The organism is Paenarthrobacter sp. MSM-2-10-13 (genome assembly GCF_011605365.1).
GTDB lineage: Bacteria > Actinomycetota > Actinomycetes > Actinomycetales > Micrococcaceae > Arthrobacter.
The window spans coordinates 29322-48502 of record NZ_JAAOXO010000003.1; the positions used below are offsets into that span (position 1 = coordinate 29322).

At 63.2% G+C, this 19181-nt stretch carries 16 protein-coding genes; 9 read left to right on the forward strand and 7 right to left on the reverse strand.

Annotated elements, in window-relative coordinates:
- The first annotated feature begins 99 nt into the window (after window positions 1-99).
- The gene (locus HAV21_RS08510) at window positions 100-1845 is read left to right on the forward strand and encodes a phospho-sugar mutase (protein WP_142939803.1); all 1746 of its coding nucleotides are present in this window, start codon (window positions 100-102) and stop codon (window positions 1843-1845) included.
- A 5-nt stretch (window positions 1846-1850) separates the two neighbouring features.
- On the opposite strand, the gene nirD is transcribed toward HAV21_RS08510, so the two are convergent.
- On the reverse strand, window positions 1851-2213 hold the full coding sequence (gene nirD, locus HAV21_RS08515) for a nitrite reductase small subunit NirD (protein WP_166841400.1): 363 nt from the start codon (window positions 2211-2213) through the stop codon (window positions 1851-1853).
- 282 nt (window positions 2214-2495) lie between these two features.
- Between nirD and nirB the strand changes: the two genes are divergently transcribed.
- From nirB to HAV21_RS08530, 3 genes are read left to right on the forward strand one after another with little or no spacing between them, the layout of a single operon-like run.
- Window positions 2496-5126 carry a nitrite reductase large subunit NirB gene (gene nirB, locus HAV21_RS08520; protein ID WP_166841401.1) on the forward strand — a complete coding sequence of 877 codons (2631 nt, stop codon included), beginning with the start codon at window positions 2496-2498 and terminating at the stop codon, window positions 5124-5126.
- A gap of 9 nt (window positions 5127-5135) precedes the next feature.
- Entirely contained in the window at window positions 5136-6170 is a 1035-nt protein-coding gene (gene cobA / locus HAV21_RS08525) for a uroporphyrinogen-III C-methyltransferase (RefSeq protein WP_166841402.1), read from the forward strand.
- 12 nt (window positions 6171-6182) lie between these two features.
- On the forward strand, window positions 6183-7340 hold the full coding sequence (locus tag HAV21_RS08530) for a uroporphyrinogen-III synthase (protein WP_166841403.1): 1158 nt from the start codon (window positions 6183-6185) through the stop codon (window positions 7338-7340).
- 28 nt (window positions 7341-7368) lie between these two features.
- Here the strand turns inward: HAV21_RS08530 and HAV21_RS08535 are convergent, their stop codons facing one another.
- Both HAV21_RS08535 and umuD read right to left on the reverse strand, forming a co-directional pair.
- Window positions 7369-8667 carry a Y-family DNA polymerase gene (locus HAV21_RS08535; protein ID WP_208096494.1) on the reverse strand — a complete coding sequence of 433 codons (1299 nt, stop codon included), beginning with the start codon at window positions 8665-8667 and terminating at the stop codon, window positions 7369-7371.
- A 290-nt stretch (window positions 8668-8957) separates the two neighbouring features.
- Entirely contained in the window at window positions 8958-9389 is a 432-nt protein-coding gene (gene umuD, locus HAV21_RS08540; RefSeq protein ID WP_166841404.1) for a translesion error-prone DNA polymerase V autoproteolytic subunit, read from the reverse strand.
- A gap of 177 nt (window positions 9390-9566) precedes the next feature.
- On the opposite strand from umuD, the gene HAV21_RS08545 reads away from it, so the two are divergent.
- Window positions 9567-9998, forward strand: coding sequence for a hypothetical protein (locus HAV21_RS08545; RefSeq protein ID WP_166841405.1), 432 nt, complete (start codon window positions 9567-9569; stop codon window positions 9996-9998).
- 102 nt (window positions 9999-10100) lie between these two features.
- On the opposite strand, the gene HAV21_RS08550 is transcribed toward HAV21_RS08545, so the two are convergent.
- Window positions 10101-10697, reverse strand: coding sequence for a hypothetical protein (locus HAV21_RS08550; RefSeq protein WP_166841406.1), 597 nt, complete (start codon window positions 10695-10697; stop codon window positions 10101-10103).
- On the reverse strand, window positions 10694-11299 hold the full coding sequence (locus HAV21_RS08555; RefSeq protein ID WP_166841407.1) for a dihydrofolate reductase family protein: 606 nt from the start codon (window positions 11297-11299) through the stop codon (window positions 10694-10696). Before HAV21_RS08555 ends, HAV21_RS08550 begins: the two co-directional genes overlap by 4 nt.
- Window positions 11300-11506: 207 nt before the next feature.
- Here HAV21_RS08555 and HAV21_RS08560 point away from each other — a divergent pair, with 207 nt between their 5' ends.
- The 4 genes from HAV21_RS08560 (at window position 11507) to HAV21_RS08575 (ending at window position 14646) form a co-directional block, all read left to right on the forward strand.
- On the forward strand, window positions 11507-12412 hold the full coding sequence (locus HAV21_RS08560) for an FAD-dependent oxidoreductase (RefSeq protein WP_166841408.1): 906 nt from the start codon (window positions 11507-11509) through the stop codon (window positions 12410-12412).
- A 115-nt stretch (window positions 12413-12527) separates the two neighbouring features.
- Window positions 12528-13220, forward strand: a complete 693-nt coding sequence (gene deoC / locus HAV21_RS08565) for a deoxyribose-phosphate aldolase (RefSeq protein WP_166841409.1) — start codon at window positions 12528-12530, stop codon at window positions 13218-13220.
- A 52-nt stretch (window positions 13221-13272) separates the two neighbouring features.
- Window positions 13273-13500 carry a hypothetical protein gene (locus HAV21_RS08570; RefSeq protein ID WP_142939818.1) on the forward strand — a complete coding sequence of 76 codons (228 nt, stop codon included), beginning with the start codon at window positions 13273-13275 and terminating at the stop codon, window positions 13498-13500.
- Between the two features lie 198 nt (window positions 13501-13698).
- Window positions 13699-14646 (forward strand): glycosyl hydrolase family 28-related protein, encoded by a 948-nt coding sequence (locus tag HAV21_RS08575; protein WP_166841410.1) that lies wholly within the window; start codon window positions 13699-13701, stop codon window positions 14644-14646.
- Window positions 14647-14658: 12 nt separating this feature from the next.
- Here HAV21_RS08575 and HAV21_RS08580 read toward each other — a convergent pair whose 3' ends face one another.
- Both HAV21_RS08580 and mfd read right to left on the reverse strand, forming a co-directional pair.
- Entirely contained in the window at window positions 14659-15468 is an 810-nt protein-coding gene (locus HAV21_RS08580; RefSeq protein WP_208096498.1) for a metal-dependent hydrolase, read from the reverse strand.
- 4 nt (window positions 15469-15472) lie between these two features.
- A complete protein-coding gene (gene mfd, locus HAV21_RS08585; protein ID WP_166841411.1) occupies window positions 15473-19105 on the reverse strand; it encodes a transcription-repair coupling factor in 3633 nt (1210 codons plus the stop codon).
- Between the last annotated feature and the right edge of the window lie 76 nt (window positions 19106-19181).

The following is a 19181-nucleotide window of genomic DNA, read 5'->3' on the forward strand; positions in this document are numbered from 1 at the left end:
CCGCTGAGGGGCGGGATCTCACCCTTTACGACCACTCATTGGGGCGGGATCCTGTACCTCGTTGCCCGCTAAGGTCTCATTGAGGATAGTTTTGACCCTATGACATCCAGCGATGCCGCATTCGAACAGCTGATCACCGACGCCCGCCAATGGGCTTCCCAAGACCCGGACCCGGCGACGGCGGCTGCTCTCGTCGAGCTGGCCGAGCTCGCCGAGAGCGGTGATGCGGGAGCAGCGCAGGAACTGGGCGACAGCTTCAACGGCACCCTGCAGTTCGGCACTGCCGGCCTACGGGCAGCGCTCGGTCCCGGCCCCAACCGGATGAACCGCGTCGTCGTCCGCCGGGCAGCGGCAGGCCTCGCCGCTTTCCTCACCGAGACCATAGCCGCAGCGGCGCCAGGCACCCGGCCTCGCGCCGTCGTCGGCTTCGATGCCCGCTACAACTCGGACATCTTCGCCCAGGAAACCGCAGCAATCTTTACAGCAGCAGGCATCGAGACCTTCCTCATGCCGGCAGCACTTCCGACGCCGTTGCTCGCCTACGCGGTCCGGTCACTGAAGTGCGACGGCGGCGTGATGGTCACCGCCAGTCACAACCCGCCGCAAGACAACGGTTACAAGGTCTACCTCGGACGGCACGCCGTGACCGAAAGCGGACGCGGTTCGCAGATCGTGGCGCCATACGACACGGAGATCGCAGCCAAGATCGAGGCTGTAGGTGCATTGGATTCGATCACGCTGGCAGAAGACGGCTGGACCGTGCTGCCCATGTCCATCGCCGCCGAGTATGAAGACGCCGTGGCCGCTTTGGTGGATCGGGACCATTTCCCGGCCCGGGACCTCAAAATCATCCTCACACCCATGCACGGTGTTGGCGGTGAAACGGCTGTCTCCGTCCTCCACGCCGCAGGGTTCACCGACGTCACGCTGGTGGCCGAGCAAGCCGAGCCGGACCCGGATTTCCCCACCGTCGCGTTCCCCAATCCGGAGGAGCCCGGCGCCCTGGACCTGGCCCTCGCCGCGGCTGCAGAATCAGGTGCAGATATTGTTTTGGCCAACGACCCCGACGCCGATCGGGCCGCTGTTGCTGCGCTGGATCCCTCCACGGGAGCCTGGCGGATGCTCCGCGGCGACGAAGTGGGAGCGCTGCTGGGCGCGCACGTGGTGGCGCGCATGGCTGCCGCTGCCGGCGATGAGCCGCAGACGGGCGTGTTCGCTAACTCGATCGTGTCCTCCCGGCTACTCTCGCGCATCGCGGCCGCAGCAGGGTACGCCCACGAGGAGACGCTCACGGGCTTCAAGTGGATTTCAAGGGTTCCCGGACTCAGCTACGGGTACGAGGAAGCCCTGGGATACTGCGTGGCGCCGGATTTGGTGCGCGACAAGGACGGCATCTCGGCGGCAGTGTTGATTGCGGAACTGGCAGCGGCAGCAAAGGCCGAGGGCAAAACGATCTTCGACACGCTGGACGACCTCTACCTGGTTCACGGGCTCCATGCGAGCGACCAGCTCAGCATCCGGGTGGCGGATCTGGGGCTTTTGGACGCCATGATGAATCGCCTGCGGGTTAACCCGCCGGAAGCGTTCGGGGGGTCCGCGGTCGAGGTTTTCACCGATCTTGCCGAAGGAAGCGAAGCCCTGCCTCCCACGGACGGGCTGCTGTACCTCACAAGGGACCAGAGCCGCGTCATTATTCGTCCCAGCGGCACGGAGCCCAAGCTCAAGTGTTACCTGGAAGTCATCCAGGCTGTGGAGTCCGCGGCGGAACTTGCCGCCGCGCGCCAAGCAGCGCGAACGTCCCTGGATGATGTTCTCAGGGACGTCAGCGAAGCATTGGGTTTGTAAAACTCCTAGAGTTCAACCTCAATAAAACCATCCACCAAACGGGTGGCGAACGCGTCGAGCTTGAGTTCGGGGTTGGTGAAGCATTCGCCGGTTTCGAGGTCGTAGACCTCTTTGTGCAGCGGCGATGCGATGGTGGGCCGGGTTCCGCGGGATCCGATGATTCCGCGGGCCATAACGTTGGCGAGCGTCGCCGGATCCTGCTGCGCTACGGCGAAGACTTCGGTGGGTGCTGTGCGGAATAAGGCAACCTGACGTCCGGCGATCAGCGCGGCTTCGCCCCAAGCCAGTTCGAGTTCGTCCACCGCGCAAATACGGTGCCAGGCGGCGGTGGTGGTCAGGTCCTCGGCACGGTCCAGAATTACGGTCATTTCAGCCCCTCTCACAGTGTCCGGGTGCTGGTATTTTCACCGTCATTCCCCCGGACCGGGCCACACTTGCGGCCACTCCTCCAAGCTAAGACCACGGTGTTTCATCGGTTGTCCGTGTATGTGTCCAATGCGTAAAAGAGACCTCACACCTGATGAAATGCGTTCGTGATGCAGAAGTTAAGATCACGAAACATAAGGGAAACTGAAGCGAAACTGCCCGTCCCTAGGCTGGAAGCACAAGTTGCGACAGATCCGTATGCAACATCTGCGAAAGGCCCACCAGTGACCGGACACACTTCAAGTACAGAGAACCCGCGCCGCGTCGTCGTCGTCGGCGGCGGCCCCGCTGCCCACCGTTTCGCCGATGCCATGTTCAATCGCGGTCTTGAAGGTTGGCAGGTTACGGTGCTGACCGAAGAGGCGCACCTCCCCTACGACCGTGTGGCGCTGAGCAAGGCCCTGACGGAAACCGATGTAGACCTCACCCTGGGCAATGCGTCCATGTGGGACCACGAGGCCCTGACCCTGGTCACCGGCGAGCGCGCCGTGAAGATCGATTCGGTCGCCAAGAGTGTCCTCACCGCCGCCGGCAACAAGTATGAGTACGACCACCTGGTGGTGGCTACAGGTTCTGACGCAGCCCGCCTCCCCATCCCGGGCGCAGAGCACACGCACGTTTACCGGACACTTGAGGACGTGTGGGCCATCAATAAGGCCATCGCCGAACTGAGCGGGAAGCTGGGCCGTAAGGTCAACGCCGTGACCATCGGCGGCGGTCTCCTGGGCCTGGAATCTGCGGCTGGCACGGAGCAGCTCGGCGCCACTCCCATTGTCATCAACGGCTCGCCCTGGCTCATGAACACCCAGCTGGATGAAGGTGCGGGGCAGGCACTGGGCCGGTTGATCGAAGCGAAGGGCTTTGAAGTCCACGGCGGCGTCTTCCCCTCCGAGGTATTGACGGACGACGAGGGCAATGTCACCGGAGTCTTGATGGCTGACGGCCGCACCATTGAGGCGGACCTGGTAATCGTGGCTATCGGCGTCAAGCCTCGCGACGATCTCTTCCGCGCAGCAGAAGGCGAAGAGCAGCTGTTCAGCCTGGGCCAGCGCGGTGGCGTTGTCATCAATGATTTCTGTGCCACCGAAGTGGCCGGCATTTGGGCCATCGGTGAAGTAGCAAACTTTGAGGGCATGTGCCTGGGACTTGTTGCTCCTGCCAACACCATGGCTGAGATCGTGGCCGACCGCCTGCACGGTGGCGAAGCAACGTTCCCCGGCTTTGATACCGCCACCAAGCTCAAATTGTCCGGCGTGGACGTGGCCAGCTTCGGCGACGCGTTTGCCCGGACCGAGCACTCCCTGGAAATCGTGTACGCGGACCCCGCTCGTGGCGTTTACCAGAAGATTGTCACCACCGATGATGCAAAGACGCTCCTGGGCGGCATCTTCGTGGGCGATGCTTCCCCGTACATGAGTCTTCGCCCGCTTCTGGGCCGCGAACTGTCCGCCGAGCCGGGCGCCTACCTGAGCGCTGCCGGTGGTGGCGAGGCTCCGGAGACCGAGCTTCCGGACGATGCCATCCTCTGCTCCTGCAACAACGTGGCCGCCGGAACCATTCGCGACACCATCAATGGCTGCGGTGCCTGCGAGGGCAACTCCCCCGTGCAGGAACTCGGTGAGTTGAAGGGCTGCACCCGGGCCGGCACGCAGTGTGGCTCGTGCGTTCCCATGCTCAAGAAGCTCCTTGAAGGCGAACTGAAGAAGTCCGGCATCGAGGTCTCCAAGGCCCTCTGTGAGCACATCAGCCTCTCCCGCCAGGAACTCTTCGACGCCATCCGCGTCCTGGAGCTCACGTCCTTCGAAGACATCATGGCCAAGTACGGCACGGGCGCCGGTTGCGATATCTGCAAGCCCACCATCGCCTCCATCCTGGCCAGCCAGCACTCCGCGTACGTTTTGGATGCCGGCCGCGGTGCACTGCAGGACACCAATGACCGCGCCTTGGCGAACATGCAGAAGGACGGCACCTATTCGGTGGTCCCCCGCATCGCCGGTGGCGAGATCACGCCGAAGGGCCTGGGCGTCATCGCAGCCGTCGCTGAGAAGTACAACCTCTACACCAAGATCACCGGCGGCCAGCGAATCGACATGTTCGGTGCCCGCCTTGAGCAGCTCCCGGACATTTGGAAAGAACTGGTGGATGCCGGTTTCGAATCCGGTCAGGCCTACGGCAAGAGTCTTCGCACGGTTAAGTCCTGTGTCGGATCCACCTGGTGCCGGTTCGGTGTGCAGGATTCGGTGGCCATGGCCATCGCGCTGGAGCTGCGCTACCGTGGCCTCCGCAGCCCTCACAAGCTGAAGATGGGCGTCTCCGGTTGCGCCCGTGAATGTGCAGAAGCCCGTGGCAAGGATGTTGGTGTCATTGCCACGGCCGATGGGTGGAACCTGTATGTAGGCGGTAACGGTGGCGCCACCCCGGCCCACGCCCAGCTGTTGGCCAAGGACCTGGACGACGAAACCCTGCTGAAGTACATCGACCGCTACCTCATGTACTACATCCGCACCGCAGACCGACTCCAGCGCACCGCACGCTGGCAGGAAGAACTGGACGGCGGCATCAAGCACGTCGAAGAAGTAGTGGTCAACGACTCCCTGGGCATCGCTGAAGAGCTTGAGGCGGCGATGGCCAAGCACATCGACACCTATGAGGACGAGTGGGCCGAGACCCTGAAGGACCCGGAGCGCCTCCGCCGTTTCCGTTCCTTCGTCAACGCCCCCAACCAGAAGGACGAGTCCATTTCCTTCGTACCGGAGCGCGGCCAGATCCGTCCGGCCACCAACGAGGAAAAGGGCGGCGTGCTCATCGCTTCCACCATCCCGGTCCGCAGCGAAACCGTCGGCGTAGAAAACTAGGGGTTCACCATGCAGCTCACCATTGATCTCACCGGCCGCGACGTCCTGGTTACGGGAAATGAACAATCTGCCCGTCAAGCAGTCCGCCGCTACCAAAAGGCCGGCGCCAACGTGTACCGGCTCAGCTCCCCCGAAGGCATGCCAGGTGACGGCCAGCTGCCCGAGCGCCCTTTCCTGGTGGCCGTAGTGGACGACGGCGGGGCCGGCTGGCTGCCGCTGGTGGAACGCTGCCGCGACGCCGGGGTTCCCGTTGCGTTTGAGCCTGCTCCCGGAGCCGAAGGCCATGTGACCCTGGTGGGTGGGGGCCCTGGGGCCTTGGACCTGCTCACCGTGGGTGCCGTGGACGCACTGCGCGATGCCGACGTCGTCTTTTATGACCGGCTCGCTCCCTACCAGGAGCTGGCCGATCTGACCTCTGCAGAACTCGTGGACGTGGGAAAGCAGCCCGGGCTCCATAAAGTAACTCAGCGGGACATTGAAAAGCTCATGGTGGACGCTGCCCTGCTGGGCAAGAACGTTGTCCGGCTCAAGGGCGGGGACCCGTACGTTTTTGGCCGTGGTGGCGAGGAAGTGGCGGCCTGTGTTGCAGCCGGTGTTCCCGTCCGGGTCATCTCCGGCGTCACCAGCGCGATCTCCGTGCCCGCCGCAGCCGGCATTCCAGTGACACACCGCGAAGTGAGCCACATGTTCACCGTGGTCTCCGGCCATGCCCCCTTGACCGAGAAGGAACACACCCATCTTGCCGGCCTCGGCGGGACGATCGTGGTCCTCATGGGCATCGGTACCCTGCCGCAGCTGGCCGCTGGTCTTCGCCGGGCAGGGATGAGGCCGGACATGCCCATGGCGGTGGTGGAACGTGGCTACCGCCCGGGACAGCGCACCACCATCGCGGACCTCGGTACCATCGAAACGGCGGCCACCGGCTGCAGCAACCCGGCCGTACTGGTCATCGGCGAGGTGGTCCGCGTTGCTGAAGCCAACCGGAACCATGCCGAAGCATCCGCTGAACTGAGCCGACTCGCGGCTTCGCTCCTTGAAGCCTGAAGGTAAGAACCCATGACTCTTGCACATGCCATCGAAGTCCAGGACGCTACGGCCGCGCCGGAAGCTTCCGAAGCCGTAGAAGCGCCGCTGGACGGTTTCCGCATTGGCGTCACCTCGCACCGCCGCTCCCGGGACCTCATTGAGGCCCTGGAGCGTCGCGGTGCGAGCGTGTTGCACGCCCCGGCTTTGAAGATCGCCCCAGTTCAGGAGGATATGGTCCTCATTGAGGACACCCGCACCATCATCGCGGCTAAACCGGACATCTGCATCGCCACCACGGCATACGGGATGCGCCGCTGGTGTGAAGCCGCAGATTCTTTCGGCATCGGCGAGCAACTCCTGGAAACGCTGTCCGCATGCCGCATGTTCGTCCGTGGCCCCAAAGCCCGCGGCGCCGTGCGGGCGGCCGGTCTTGCCGACGTCGGAATCAGCAGTGACGAAACCACCGCGACCCTGGTGGACATGCTGCTGGCCGAAGGCGTTCGCAACAAGACCGTCGCTGTGCAGCTGCACGGGTACACCGACGTCCGCCAGTTGGAACGGCTCCGCATGTCCGGTGCAACGGTCCTGACCGTGACCCCGTACCGCTGGGTGAAGCCCGACGGCGAAGACAAACTGCCGCGGCTGATCGAAGCCGTGGTGGGTGGCAACCTCGACGTCCTGACGTTCACCAGCGCCCCCGCCGTGGATGCGATGTGGAGCACCGCCCACGAAATGGGCCTCTACCGCCAGCTCATCGAAGCCCTGAAGGGTCCGGTAACTGTTGCGGCCGTTGGGCCGGTCACCGCACAACCGCTGGTCGACGCCGGGTTGACGCCACTGATTCCCGACCGGTACCGCATGGGTGCGCTGATCAGGCTGGTGACCGAACATCTCTCGTTGAACCACGTACGGCGTTTGGAAACAAAGAGCGCCACCATCGAATTGCGCGGACGCTGCTTGCGGATTAACGGCGAGGTGGTGGACCTTGCACCGGCACCCCTGCTGCTGTTGCGAGCGCTGCTGGGTGCGGGTGGAGCTGTACTGTCCCGGGAGGCTCTCTCTGACTTGTTGGACTTGCGCGGCTCTGTGCACGCCCTGGACATGACGGTGAGCCGGCTGCGGTCCTCCCTTCCGGACGGCAAGCTGGTGGAAACCGTGGTGAAGCGGGGTTACCGGCTGCGGGCTTAGGTCTCCTGCCACGGTTTCCCCTGCCACGCTAGGCCGCCTTCACCAGGGGAAGTTCGTCCCAGTTGGTGGTGTAGCGGGGGCTGAGCATGTCCCGTTTCATGGACCAGTCCGGGCCGCCCTTGATGCCCGCATGGCCCAAACCGATGGAGCCCCGGCCATACCGCTTGCTGACTTGCTCCAGCAAGGGGCCTATGCCCCGCTCTTCATGCGGGTTCTCGAAGATTTCCAATGGTTTCTGATTGCCGCTGGGGCGAAGGTCAGTGACCATGATCCCGGCTTTGGCGTACCTGACGCCTTCCTGGATCCTGGGAACCAGAGCGTGTGCGGCCTTGGTCAGCAGAACGGGGTCCGAGGTTGGCATAGGTAGTTTGACGTTGACAGTGGGGAACGATTTGTCGTTGGGGTTGTAGACCGATGTTGCAGCAAAGGCAGTCAGCAACTTGGCCTGAAGATCGTGCTTGGCCAGCCTGGCACTGGCCATCTGACCGTAAACGCTGAGCACCTGACGTAACTCCGCGGCCGTGGTGATCGGCGTGGAGAAAGACCGGGAGAAAATCAGTTGGTCCCGCCCGATTCGTTCTTCCTCCATGGGGATGCAGGGCGTGCCTTGCAGTTCCAAGACAGTGCGCATCATGACGATGGAGAATTTATCCCTCAACGCCACAGGGTCGGCCCGGACCAGGTCCAGGATGGAGAAGATCCCCATCGCGTTCAGGCGTCTTGTGAGCCGGGTGGCGACGCCCCAGATCTCGATCACGGAGAGCCGCGCCATGAGTGCCTCGCGTTGGGCCTGCGGGACGGAGTCCCAACGGCACACACCGTTGAAGGCCGGATTATGCTTGGCCCACTTATTGGCGAGCTTGGCGAGAGTCTTAGTGCGCGCGATCCCTACGCAAACGGGAACCCCCACATGCCGTTGGCAGGCAACCTTGATGGTTCGCCCCAATTCCAGCAGGTCATCCGGTTGCCCCTTCACTCCCAGGAACGCCTCATCAATGGAGTACACCTCCTGCCATGCTGAGTACCGGGCCAGGAGCTCCATGACGCGCGAGCTGATGTCTCCATACAGTTCGTAGTTGCTCGACAGGGCTATCAATCCCCATTCCTCGGCCCGTGGCGCGAGCTTGAACCATGGCTCCCCCAGGCCGATTCCCAGCTTTTTTGCCTCGGGCGACCGGGTCACGGCGCAACCGTCGTTGTTGGACAGCACTATCAAAGGCTTGCCCTCCAGCGCAGGGTTGAAGGCCCTCTCCGCCGAGGCGTAGAAGCAGTTGATATCCACATGGGCAATCTCCTGCATGCGGTGCATGAGCGCTGGCTTGGACATTTCCATCCCTAAATCGGCATTAGCACGCGAGCCGCCGTTTCAGTGCACGACACGCCGCGCATTCGAACATATATTCGAATACTTCTACTGTACCTTCGGGCCCCGACAAGAAAACATCCCGCCCACCGGATTGTGGAAAAGTCCGGGCAGACGGGATGCCGGTGGTACGGAAATCCAGGTAGATGGCCCCCGTGGCCAAGCCTTCCCCGAGGGCCGCCAGCGTGGGGAAGAGGATGCCCAGGAGGGCGTCGGCGACCCAGAGGGTGCGAAGCCCTACCGGCTGGATTCAATCAAATGTGATGCAGGCACGTTGTGGCTACGCCCCAAATGGTCAGCTCCGACATCGCGGGCACTCGAATGTCCGGATACTTGGGATTGTCCGCCTCCAGCACCACTCCCGACGGCGTGACGCGCAGCCTTTTGATGGTCAACTCACCATCAAGGACAGCAACGACGACGGACCCATCCTTGGGCTCCAGTGCCCGGTTAACGATCAACTCATCCCCGTCACTGATCCCGGCACCCTCCATGGACTGACCCGTCACCCTCACCACGAACGTGCTGGTGACATCCTTGATCAGATGCTCATTGAGATCAATCCGACCATCAAAATAGTCCTGCGCAGGCGAGGGATATCCCGCCGCCACAGGAATAGGTGCCAACAGTACTGACATCAGGGATAAGCCCGCATCTATCACGCGGGGGCCGACTATCACGCCCACAACACACCTTTATTCGAATATATGTTCGATAATTCAGTGTACAGCGGACCCCAGACATCCTGTCCATTCCGCTTCGCTCGGCACCTCAGGGCGATGGTTTCTCGCGGTGAGACGAATGACGAGTATTTTGAGGGAAGATCAAGCGAACAACTTCTGGCACGAACACATAGGAGAGCAATGACCGACCGGACCAGGCAACTCGGTGGCGCGCTTAGCGCCGACATCACACGCATGGTCAAGGAACGCTACCCGGATGAGCTGGCCCACGCCCAGGCCGTACACGCACACTCCGAGAAGTTGGTTCTCGGGTTTATGGTGTCCTCTGTCGCGCTGTGGTTCCTCGGTCCGGCCCTGCTTCTGAACGGTCTCATCAGCCCGGCGATCGCCATCGTGGTGCCCGGACTGCTGACCCTCGCGTTCCTCACGATCGTGCTCATCGCCATCGCCCGGAACAGGGCTGCCTCGCGACCCGTGGTTGAGTACGCCAAGCAGCTGGGTCATAAGGTCACCAGTGTCACCAAAAAGGGAATAACGGTTGCTGTTCCGAAGGGCGTTGTCAACGTGCCCGAGGAGTTCCGCCAGACACGCAAGGTCACGCGCCAGCGGTAAGGCAAGTGTCAGCGGCGCCGACCTTAGCGTCCTCGACGCCCTGTACTCAGGCAAACCACGGCCGTGGGGGCCGCTAACGCGCGGAGCGGCTGTCGCGTGGGATCAGCCACTCTTGACGGTGACGTCATAGGAGAAAGGCTTCGGTATGACGCCCGGCCAGGAACCGTCTTTCTTGAACAGGGAGAGGTTCCGTGCCCCCTCCGGGTCCTCAGCACTGAGCGGGATAATCACGGTGTTGTGCTCCGAGGGCGTGGAAGTTTGCGGGCTGAGCCAGGCCGAGCCCACGGCTGCGGCTGTGAGGTCGAAGAATGGCTCGCCGTCGGCGGTGCTCGCAGAGATCTGGATCTGCGTGTTGGGCATATAGCCCTCGCCCACAGCCCACACGTTGCGGACGATGTAGTCGATGAGCAAGTCGCCGTAGGTGACGGTGTACCCGGGCTCAATGTCGAACGCCACCGCGTAACCGGTGTTGCCCTTCACATTAGGTGGGCCTCCGCCCGCAAAGTCGGTAACGGAAATCCCGGGAATAGCGTCGATGGCCTCGCGGGCTTCAGCAATGGTCTGCCCGGTGTCCGCGTCGTGCGGAATGGATGGGGGGTCCTGTTCGGGCAGTGGCGCCGGCGCGTTGCATGCCGTCAGGAAAGAAACGATCACGGCGACCATGGCAGCCCTGGCCACAGCTCGGAGGGAACGGGTCATGACCCTATTATGTTGGGTCGATACCGTACGTGCGTGACCAACCCGGTCCCGCGCACCCCGGTCTGCTCAAGCGTCAGGTTCCCCACGTCGTCGAGCAATCGCTCCCCGCCACCAAGAATCATGGGTGAAATGTGCAGCCGCAACTCGTCCATGAGCCCGGCTGAAAGGTACTGGCGGGCTGTCTGCGCTCCCCCGGCAATCGCTACATCTTTGTCCGCAGCCGCTTCCCGGGCCTGCGCCAACGCCGATTCAATGCCGTCGGTCACAAAGTAAAAAGTTGTGCCGCCCTCCATCTCCAGCGGCTCGCGACGGTGGTGGGTCAGAACGAATACGGGGGCGTGATACGGAGGTTCATCGCCCCACCAACCCCGCCATTCCTTATCCCACGCCGCCGGTCCGGGTCCTGCGAACATGTTGCGTCCCATGATGAAGGCCCCTGCCGCCAGGATCGCCTCAATCTCGGGTGCGTTCGCCTCCGGCTCCTCGAACATCCATCTGTGCAGGAGCTCTGCGCCGTCGCCCAACGGTTCCTCCAGCCGCTGGTTGGGACCGGCAACATATCCGTCCAGGGAAACAGTCAGATCGCACGTGACGTGGCTCATGCGTCCATCATGACATCTGCACTATCACCGCTCCAGACGGGCATTGAAGCCGGCCCGGCGGGACCCACATGTGACGCACGTTATTACCGGCCGGTAAACACCACGCTACGGATAGGCCCTAGATGGCAACAGCGGCGAAACACCCGCGAAAAACCGGCCCCCTACGCTGATGAACAACAGCAGGTCACATGAGCGAAAGGGCCAAACATGTCCGCCATCCCGTCCGCACCTTCCCACCACATCGTCATTGCAGGCGCAGGCCCAGCGGCCCAGGCCTTGGTGCGGCGACTCGCCGGCGGGTCCGACTCCCGGCAGCGCGCCTTCCGGGGAACCATCACGGTACTCAGCAACCGCGACGAGTGCCCTGAGGCCCTGTTGGAACTCGCCGAACTCCCCCAGGTCTCGGTCCGCTTCGGCCAGGCGGCCAGCTTCATTGACGCCGACGCAAGGATCGTCACCACCGTGGACGGCATGGAGTTCTCCTACGACCAGTTGGTCATCGCCACCGGCTCGGCCCCGGCCCTTCCGCCGGTGGCAGGCGCCGAATCAGGCCTGAGCTACTCCACCATCGATGACGCCGTTTCCATCGGCGAAGCGGTCAAAGACGTCACCCGGTTGGTGGGCCGCCGCCCGCTGGGAATCCTGGTGGGTAACGGTCCTGCAGCGGGCCAGGCTGAGGCCGTGTTGCGGGCCCGCGGAGTCCGCCCCGTCCGCACAACCCTCCGCCCCACCGCCGTCGTGCCTTTCCCGGGCACTGAGACCGGCACCGGACCAGACGCCCGTCCTCAAGGTTCCACACTGCCGGCAACCGGCATCCTCTTCGAAGATGGCAGCAGCATGAAGGGCGACTTGGTGGTCCTGGCCGAGGAACGCACTGCCCGCAACGACCTCGCCGAAAGCGCCGGACTCACAATAGCCTCCGACGGCGGCATTTCAGTGGGGCGCGACCTCACCACCTCCGTGCCGGGAATCTGGGCGATCGGCGATGCCGCATCCTGCGACGGTCTTCGCCTGGGTCTGCTTCTCTCCGCCGAGTCCTCTGCAATGTTGTGCGCCTCGGGCTTGCTGCTCGGTGCAGGGAAAGAGGATCAGCAGGCACTGCTGGCCGCATGAGGTGCTGCTGGCGGGGGCCGGAGAGGCCCCCGGCGCATGTGGCAAGATGGTCCTTTGACGGGCAGTGACAACCCTGCGGCCACCGGGCCGGCCACGCCCTGCACGGAAGGATTCCATGAGCAACGAAGCCGTCGCCCCTGCAAATATCGCCTCCTACATTGACCACACACTGTTGAAGCCTGAGGCCAGCGAGGCTGACGTCCTCAAGGTGTGCGCGGAGGCCGTCGACTACAAGTTCAAGTCAGTCTGCGTCAACCCGGTGTGGGTCAAAACCGTCACCAAGGCCCTCAAGGGTTCCGGTGTGCTCACGTGCTCGGTGATCGGTTTCCCGCTGGGCGCCACGCCGAGTGACGTGAAGGCTTTTGAGGCCCGGGGTGCCGTGCTGGACGGCGCGGATGAAATCGATATGGTGATCAACATGGCCTCCGCCCGCGCCAACGACAAGGGCGCGCTGGTGGAGGACATCCGGGCTGTGTCCGAGGTAGTCCACGCCGGCCAGGCCATCTTGAAGGTCATCATTGAAACATCCATGCTGAGCGATGAGCAGAAGGTGATCGCCTGCGAAGCGGCTGTGGAAGCGGGGGCGGACTTCGTTAAGACTTCCACCGGTTTCAATGGCGGCGGCGCAACCGTTGAAGACGTTGCACTGATGCGCAAGACTGTGGGACCGGACCTGGGCGTCAAAGCCTCCGGTGGCGTGCGGTCCCTGGCTGATGCACAGGCTATGATTGCTGCTGGTGCAACACGTATCGGAGCGAGTTCCGGAATTGCCATTGTCAAAGGTGAACAGGGTTCATCTGCCTACTAAGGCTTCCGCTGCCGTCAAAGATTTTGAGCCCTGCGGGGCCGAGGAGGAATGAATGTCCAAGAACGCCACAAGCGCCCCCATTGAAAAAGAGAATAGTCTCGTCCAGAGCATTGTGCTGTTCGTGGTCATGATCGCGCTCTTCCTGGGCGCCATCTACTCCCTGTCCTTCCTGACGCTGGATAACCCGTGGCCGATGGCCGTGTGCCTCGGCCTGTTTGCCTTGGCTTTCTGGATCCCGCAGACCGTTTTTGGCCGCTCTGACTCCGCAGGCGAAAGCTAAGCGCTGCTCATGACGTTGAATGGCCCAGGCTCCTGCCTGGGCCATTCCTTTTTGCTGGCCCTTTCCCTGGCTGCCACACTGCTTCTCACAGGCTGCGGTGGGCCCATACCGCCGGGTCAGTCAGATGCACCCCGGGGAGCAGAACCCGGGCCCTGCCATACCAACGGAAGCAAGGCCGGCAGCGTCCAAGAATGGAGGGTGGACGGCTACCTGGACCCTCAGGACACGTCCACGTCCCTGCAGCAGGCCATAGACACAGCGTCCAAGAGCGGCGGAGCGATCCTCCAACTCCCCAAAGGTGTCTTCACCCTGGAGCGCCCTCTCATTCTCAAGAGCAACGTAACCCTCCGTGGAGCAGGACCGGCAACCGTCCTGAAAGCGGGCCCGGAGTTTCTGGAATTCGAGGGACCGTTCGGTGGGCACCCCCTGATCACCACCAATGGCGCACAGAACGTAACCATCGCCCAACTCACCGCAGACCAAAATGGTGACGAATTGGAGGGCAACCTCCCGGGACGCCTGCACGAGTACCTGGTGGATGTCCGTCACTCCACCAACGCCGTGGTGGAGGGCGTCACCACCCGCAATCCCTACACCTATTCAATCGCGGTGGTGGCCAGCAGCGATTTCTGCGTCCGGAACAACAACACTTCGGTGACCAGCAGCGGCCGCTACGATCAGCTGGACGGCATTCACATCACCGATTCCCATCATGGCCTGGTTGAGGGCAACACCGTTGACCAGAGGCAGGGGACGGATGGCGACGACGGCCTCGTGGCCCAGGCCCTCGGCGCACCCGTTCATGATGTGACGTATCGAAACAACGACGTCCGCGGCGGATCGCACGGCTCCGGCCTGCAATTGGCCGTTGGGACGCATGAGATCTACAACATCACCGTGGACGGCAACCGATTCTGGGGTTCTCCGGACGGAATCAAAACCGGATACTACGACGACGGCGCCGCTGCGGTCCGCGACGTTGCGGTAAAGAACAACGAGTTCTTCAACCTTCAAGGCCCGTGGCTCAACTTCCACGGCGATTTGGAGAACATCGTGGTGACGGACAACGTCACCTGCCACGCCGGCTCCATCATGCTTGAGGATGCGCCCGGGAACGTTCTGGCCAACAATGGGACACGCTGCTGATTTAGCGGCCTGTCACGGCAATTGCACTACCCCGACCAGAGCCGCCAGCACGCCGGGCCAGTGCTGTTGAGCCAGAGTCCATGCGGCCACGCCCATGCCCACCATGGCGTAGCCACTGACTGGTATCAGGACCAACCACTCACGTCGGGAACCTGCCCGTCCCAGCAACGGGATGGAGAAGGCCCCATTCGGCCGCCAAATACCCCGGATCACGGATTTGCGCAGGAACTTCGGTGGTTTGATGACAACGGGCCATAGGAGTGGCACCCCGCCAACGGTGATCATGTCCCCCACGATGTGCACCACCACCCCGGTGAGCATGGACAGCGGCAGCCAGCCCCATTGATCCGGCGCGAACCAGGTCACCAGGCCAGCCATCACCACAGCGAAGAGCCAGTTGGTGATCCAGCCTGACTTCGGGAACAAGTTCAGGGCTTTGGCTGCCAGGTTGATCATGAACATGCAGAGCAACCCCGCGCCGATGGAAAGCTTGCCTACAGGGGTCACCATCTGGAACTGGGCCGCCATGGCTGCGAGCACCACGAACGCGGAGGCGCCCAGTAGCGAGTGCGTCCCCTGCCGGTGTCCTCCGCTGGCTTTTTCGATCCCCACCGCAATGACGTTGGACAGCGGGGGCAGCGAATTGGCGATGGTGCTGTGGCGGTGGTCCCAGTCCACCACCAAAGCAGTTCCCGCCGTCGCCATGGCGCCAATCAAAATTCCGGTGGAATCCAAGGGGTACCAGCCCAAGGCGTACGGGCCTGTTGAGGCAATGGCAATCCACGCCGCGGCTCCCGACGCGGCGTGATGTCCTCCCATCATGCAGTTAGCCAGCCTTCACGGGTACATCAGCGAAAATCGCTTCAATGACGTTGTTGGCCCACTGAAGGATCTCGGCGTCCTGGAGGTCCCGTCCGCCGATCCTCGCGGTCTTGGGCTTGGGAATCAGCACCGCGTCCAAGGCAGGCTTCACCTGCGAGCCCGGATACATGCGGTTGAGGCGTATGGTTTTGGACTCGGGCAGTTGCGCCGGCGAGAAGCGGATGAAGTTGCCTTGAAGTGCGACGTCGGACAGCCCGGCTTCGCGGGCACCTACCCGGAAGCGGGCCACGGCAATGAGGTTTTGGGCAGGCAGCGGCGGCTCGCCATAGCGGTCCACAAGCTCCGCCAGGACTTCCTCGATGGCTTCGTACGTGATGGCGGAAGCCAGCTTCCGGTACGCCTCCAGGCGCAACCTTTCGCCGGGTACGTAGTCGTGCGGCAGGTGGGCGTTGACAGGCAGCTCGATTTTCATCTCCGCGGCCTTCTCTTCGGCCTCGCCGCGGTACTCGGCAACAGCCTCACCCACCAGGCGAATATAGAGGTCGAAGCCCACGCCCTGGATATGGCCGGACTGTTCGCCACCCAGCAGGTTGCCCGCACCACGGATTTCCAAGTCCTTCATGGCCAACTGCATGCCCGCACCGAGCTCGTTGTGCGCGGCCACCGCTTTGAGGCGCTCCAACGCCACCTCGCCCAAGGGTTTCTCCGAGGGGTACAGGAAGTAGGCGTAGGCACGTTCCCGGCCACGGCCAACACGGCCGCGGAGCTGGTGGAGCTGCGAGAGGCCGTACTTGTCAGCACCGTCCACAATCAAGGTGTTGGCGTTGGAGATATCCAAGCCGGTCTCAATGATGGTGGTGCAGACCAGGACGTCGAAACGCTTTTCCCAGAAGTCCACGATGATCTTCTCAAGGCGGCTCTCCGACATCTGCCCGTGGGCTACTTCCACACGGGCTTCGGGCACCAGTTCGCGGATCTGGGCGGCGATGCGTTCAATGGACGAGACGCGGTTGTGGACAAAGAACACCTGGCCTTCGCGCATGAGTTCACGGCGGATCGCGGCGGAGGTCTGCTTGTTGGTGTACGGGCCCACGTAGGTCAGCACGGGGTGGCGTTCCTCCGGCGGGGTGGCCAGCGTGGATGTTTCGCGAATACCGGTCAGCGACATTTCCAGGGTTCGCGGGATCGGCGTGGCACTCATGGCCAGTACATCCACGTTGGTGCGCATTTTCTTGAGCGCTTCCTTGTGCTCCACACCGAAGCGCTGCTCCTCGTCAACGATCACCAGGCCCAGGTCCTTGAACTGAAAATCCTTGGACAGGAGCCGGTGGGTGCCGATCACCACATCCACGGCGCCGCTCTTGACGCCCTCAGCTGTTTCCTTCGCTTCCTTGCTGCTTTGGAAGCGGGACAGCGGCTTTACCCTCAGGGGGAAGCCGGAAAAGCGCTCGGTAAACGTTTCGTAGTGCTGCTGCGCCAGCAGGGTGGTCGGCACCAGAACCGCCACCTGCTTGCCGTCCTGGACGGCTTTGAAGGCTGCCCGTACGGCGATTTCGGTCTTGCCGTAGCCCACATCGCCGGAAACCAGACGGTCCATGGGGATCTCCCGCTCCATGTCCGCCTTGACCTCATTGATGGTGGTCAACTGGTCCGGCGTTTCCACATAGGGGAACGCCTCCTCAAGCTCGCGTTGCCAAGGAGTATCGGCCGCGAACGCGTGACCCCGGGAGGCCATGCGGGCCGAGTACAAGCGAATCAGCTCACCGGCGATTTCCTTGACGGCCTTGCGTGCCTTGGACTTGGTGCTGGCCCAGTCCGCGCCACCCATCTTGCTCAACGCCGGCGCATCTCCGCCAACGTAACGGGTCACTTGATCCAGCTGATCGGTGGGGACGAAGAGCCGGTCACCCGGCGCGCCGCGCTTGGACGGCGCGTACTCCAGCACCAGGTACTCACGCAGCCCGGCGTCCGAGGACGACGTTCCGGCCACCTTGCGCTGGATGAGCTCCACGAACCGGCCGATGCCATGCTGCTCGTGCACCACAAAGTCGCCGGCATGCAGCTGCAACGGGTCCACGGCATTGCGTCGCTTGGACGGCATGCGGCGCATGTCCTTGGTGGAGCTGGCCGTGGCGCGGCCCAACAAATCAGCTTCGGTCAACAGGCCAAGTTTGAGGCCGTCCAGGACAAAACCGCGTCCGACGGCGGCGGTGGTCACCTCGATGATGCCCGGCTGGGGTTCCTTATCCAGGGAATCAACGCGGGAACAGGGAATCTCGGCATCGTGGAACAGCTCCGCCAAACGCTGGGCGGGCCCGGGACCATCGGTCACCACCACCACACGCCACTGCTCACGCACACGGGAGCCGATGAACTCCAGCATCTCGGCCACGTCCCCCTGGTAGCCACGAGGTTCGCGGGCACGCATGTTGAGCACATCGATGTCCAGGACCAGGTCCTCGTCCGAGGCAAGCGATGTGATGGACCACCAGGACACGCCATGTTCCAAGGCGGCCGAGCGGGTGTCGGTGAGCGAGCGGAAACTGGCGGCGTGCAAGTCAGTGGAGGCCTGGGACGAGAGATCAAGGGGCGCCGCACCGCCGTCGGACGCTGTTGACCAGGCAGCTTCCAGGAATTCCTCGTTGGTGGCTGCGAGGTCGTGCGCGCGGGTGCGCACCTTCTCCGGTTCGATGACCACCGACAGCGAGCCGGCCGGAAGCTGGTCCACGAACGGAACCATGGCATCCACCAAAACAGGTGCCAACGATTCCATGCCTTCAACAGCGATTCCGCCGGCGATCTTCTCCAGCATGTCAGCCGCGGCAGGCATGTCAGCCTTGAGTTTGGCTGCACGGGACATCACGGACGCGGTAATCAAGATCTCCCGGCACGGGGGCGCGTGGAGCTCAGTGGGGTGGTGAATTCCAGGTGCTGACAGCGAGCGCTGGTCTGCCACGGCGAACCAGCGCATCCGGTCCACTTCATCTCCGAAGAACTCCACGCGGATGGGGTGGTCCTCGGTAGGTGGGAAGACGTCAAGGATGCCGCCACGGACAGCGAACTCGCCGCGGTGCGTCACCATGTCAACGCGGGCATACGCGGCATCGGACAGGGCACGGACAACTTCCGTGAAGGAACGTTCCTGCCCCACCTGCAAGGTGACGGGGACCAAGTCACCCAGGCCGGCCACAATCGGCTGGACCACGGCGCGAACCGGGGCTACCACCACACGCAAGGGGGCCGCCGTCGAGCTTTCCGGGTGCGTCAGGCGGCGCAGGACCGAGAGGCGGCGGCCAACGGTGTCCGAGCGTGGCGAAAGCCGTTCGTGCGGGAGGGTTTCCCAGCTGGGGAAGGTGGCCACGGACTCTGCCGGGAGGTAGGAGGCGAGCGCCGCGGTGAGGTCCTCGGCTTCACGGCCGGTTGCGGTGACTGCCAGGACCACAGGAGCGCCGTCTTTTTCGACGCCAGCGGAAGCCAGGGCGTCGGCCATTTCGGCCAGCAACACCGCGCGCATCCCTTGGGGGGCGCTGATCTGGTAGTCGGCGTTCCGGTCGCTGAAGGACCGCTGCGCCTCCGTGCGAACGCGCGCAAAAGTCTTGTCCTCCGCCAGTGCGCGGCGCAGACCGTTGAGGCTCATGGCAGAAACTCCTAGGGTGGGTCCAAGGGCAGGCAACACAAATGCCCGGAAATTCAGATGAATGCCGGGTCATTCC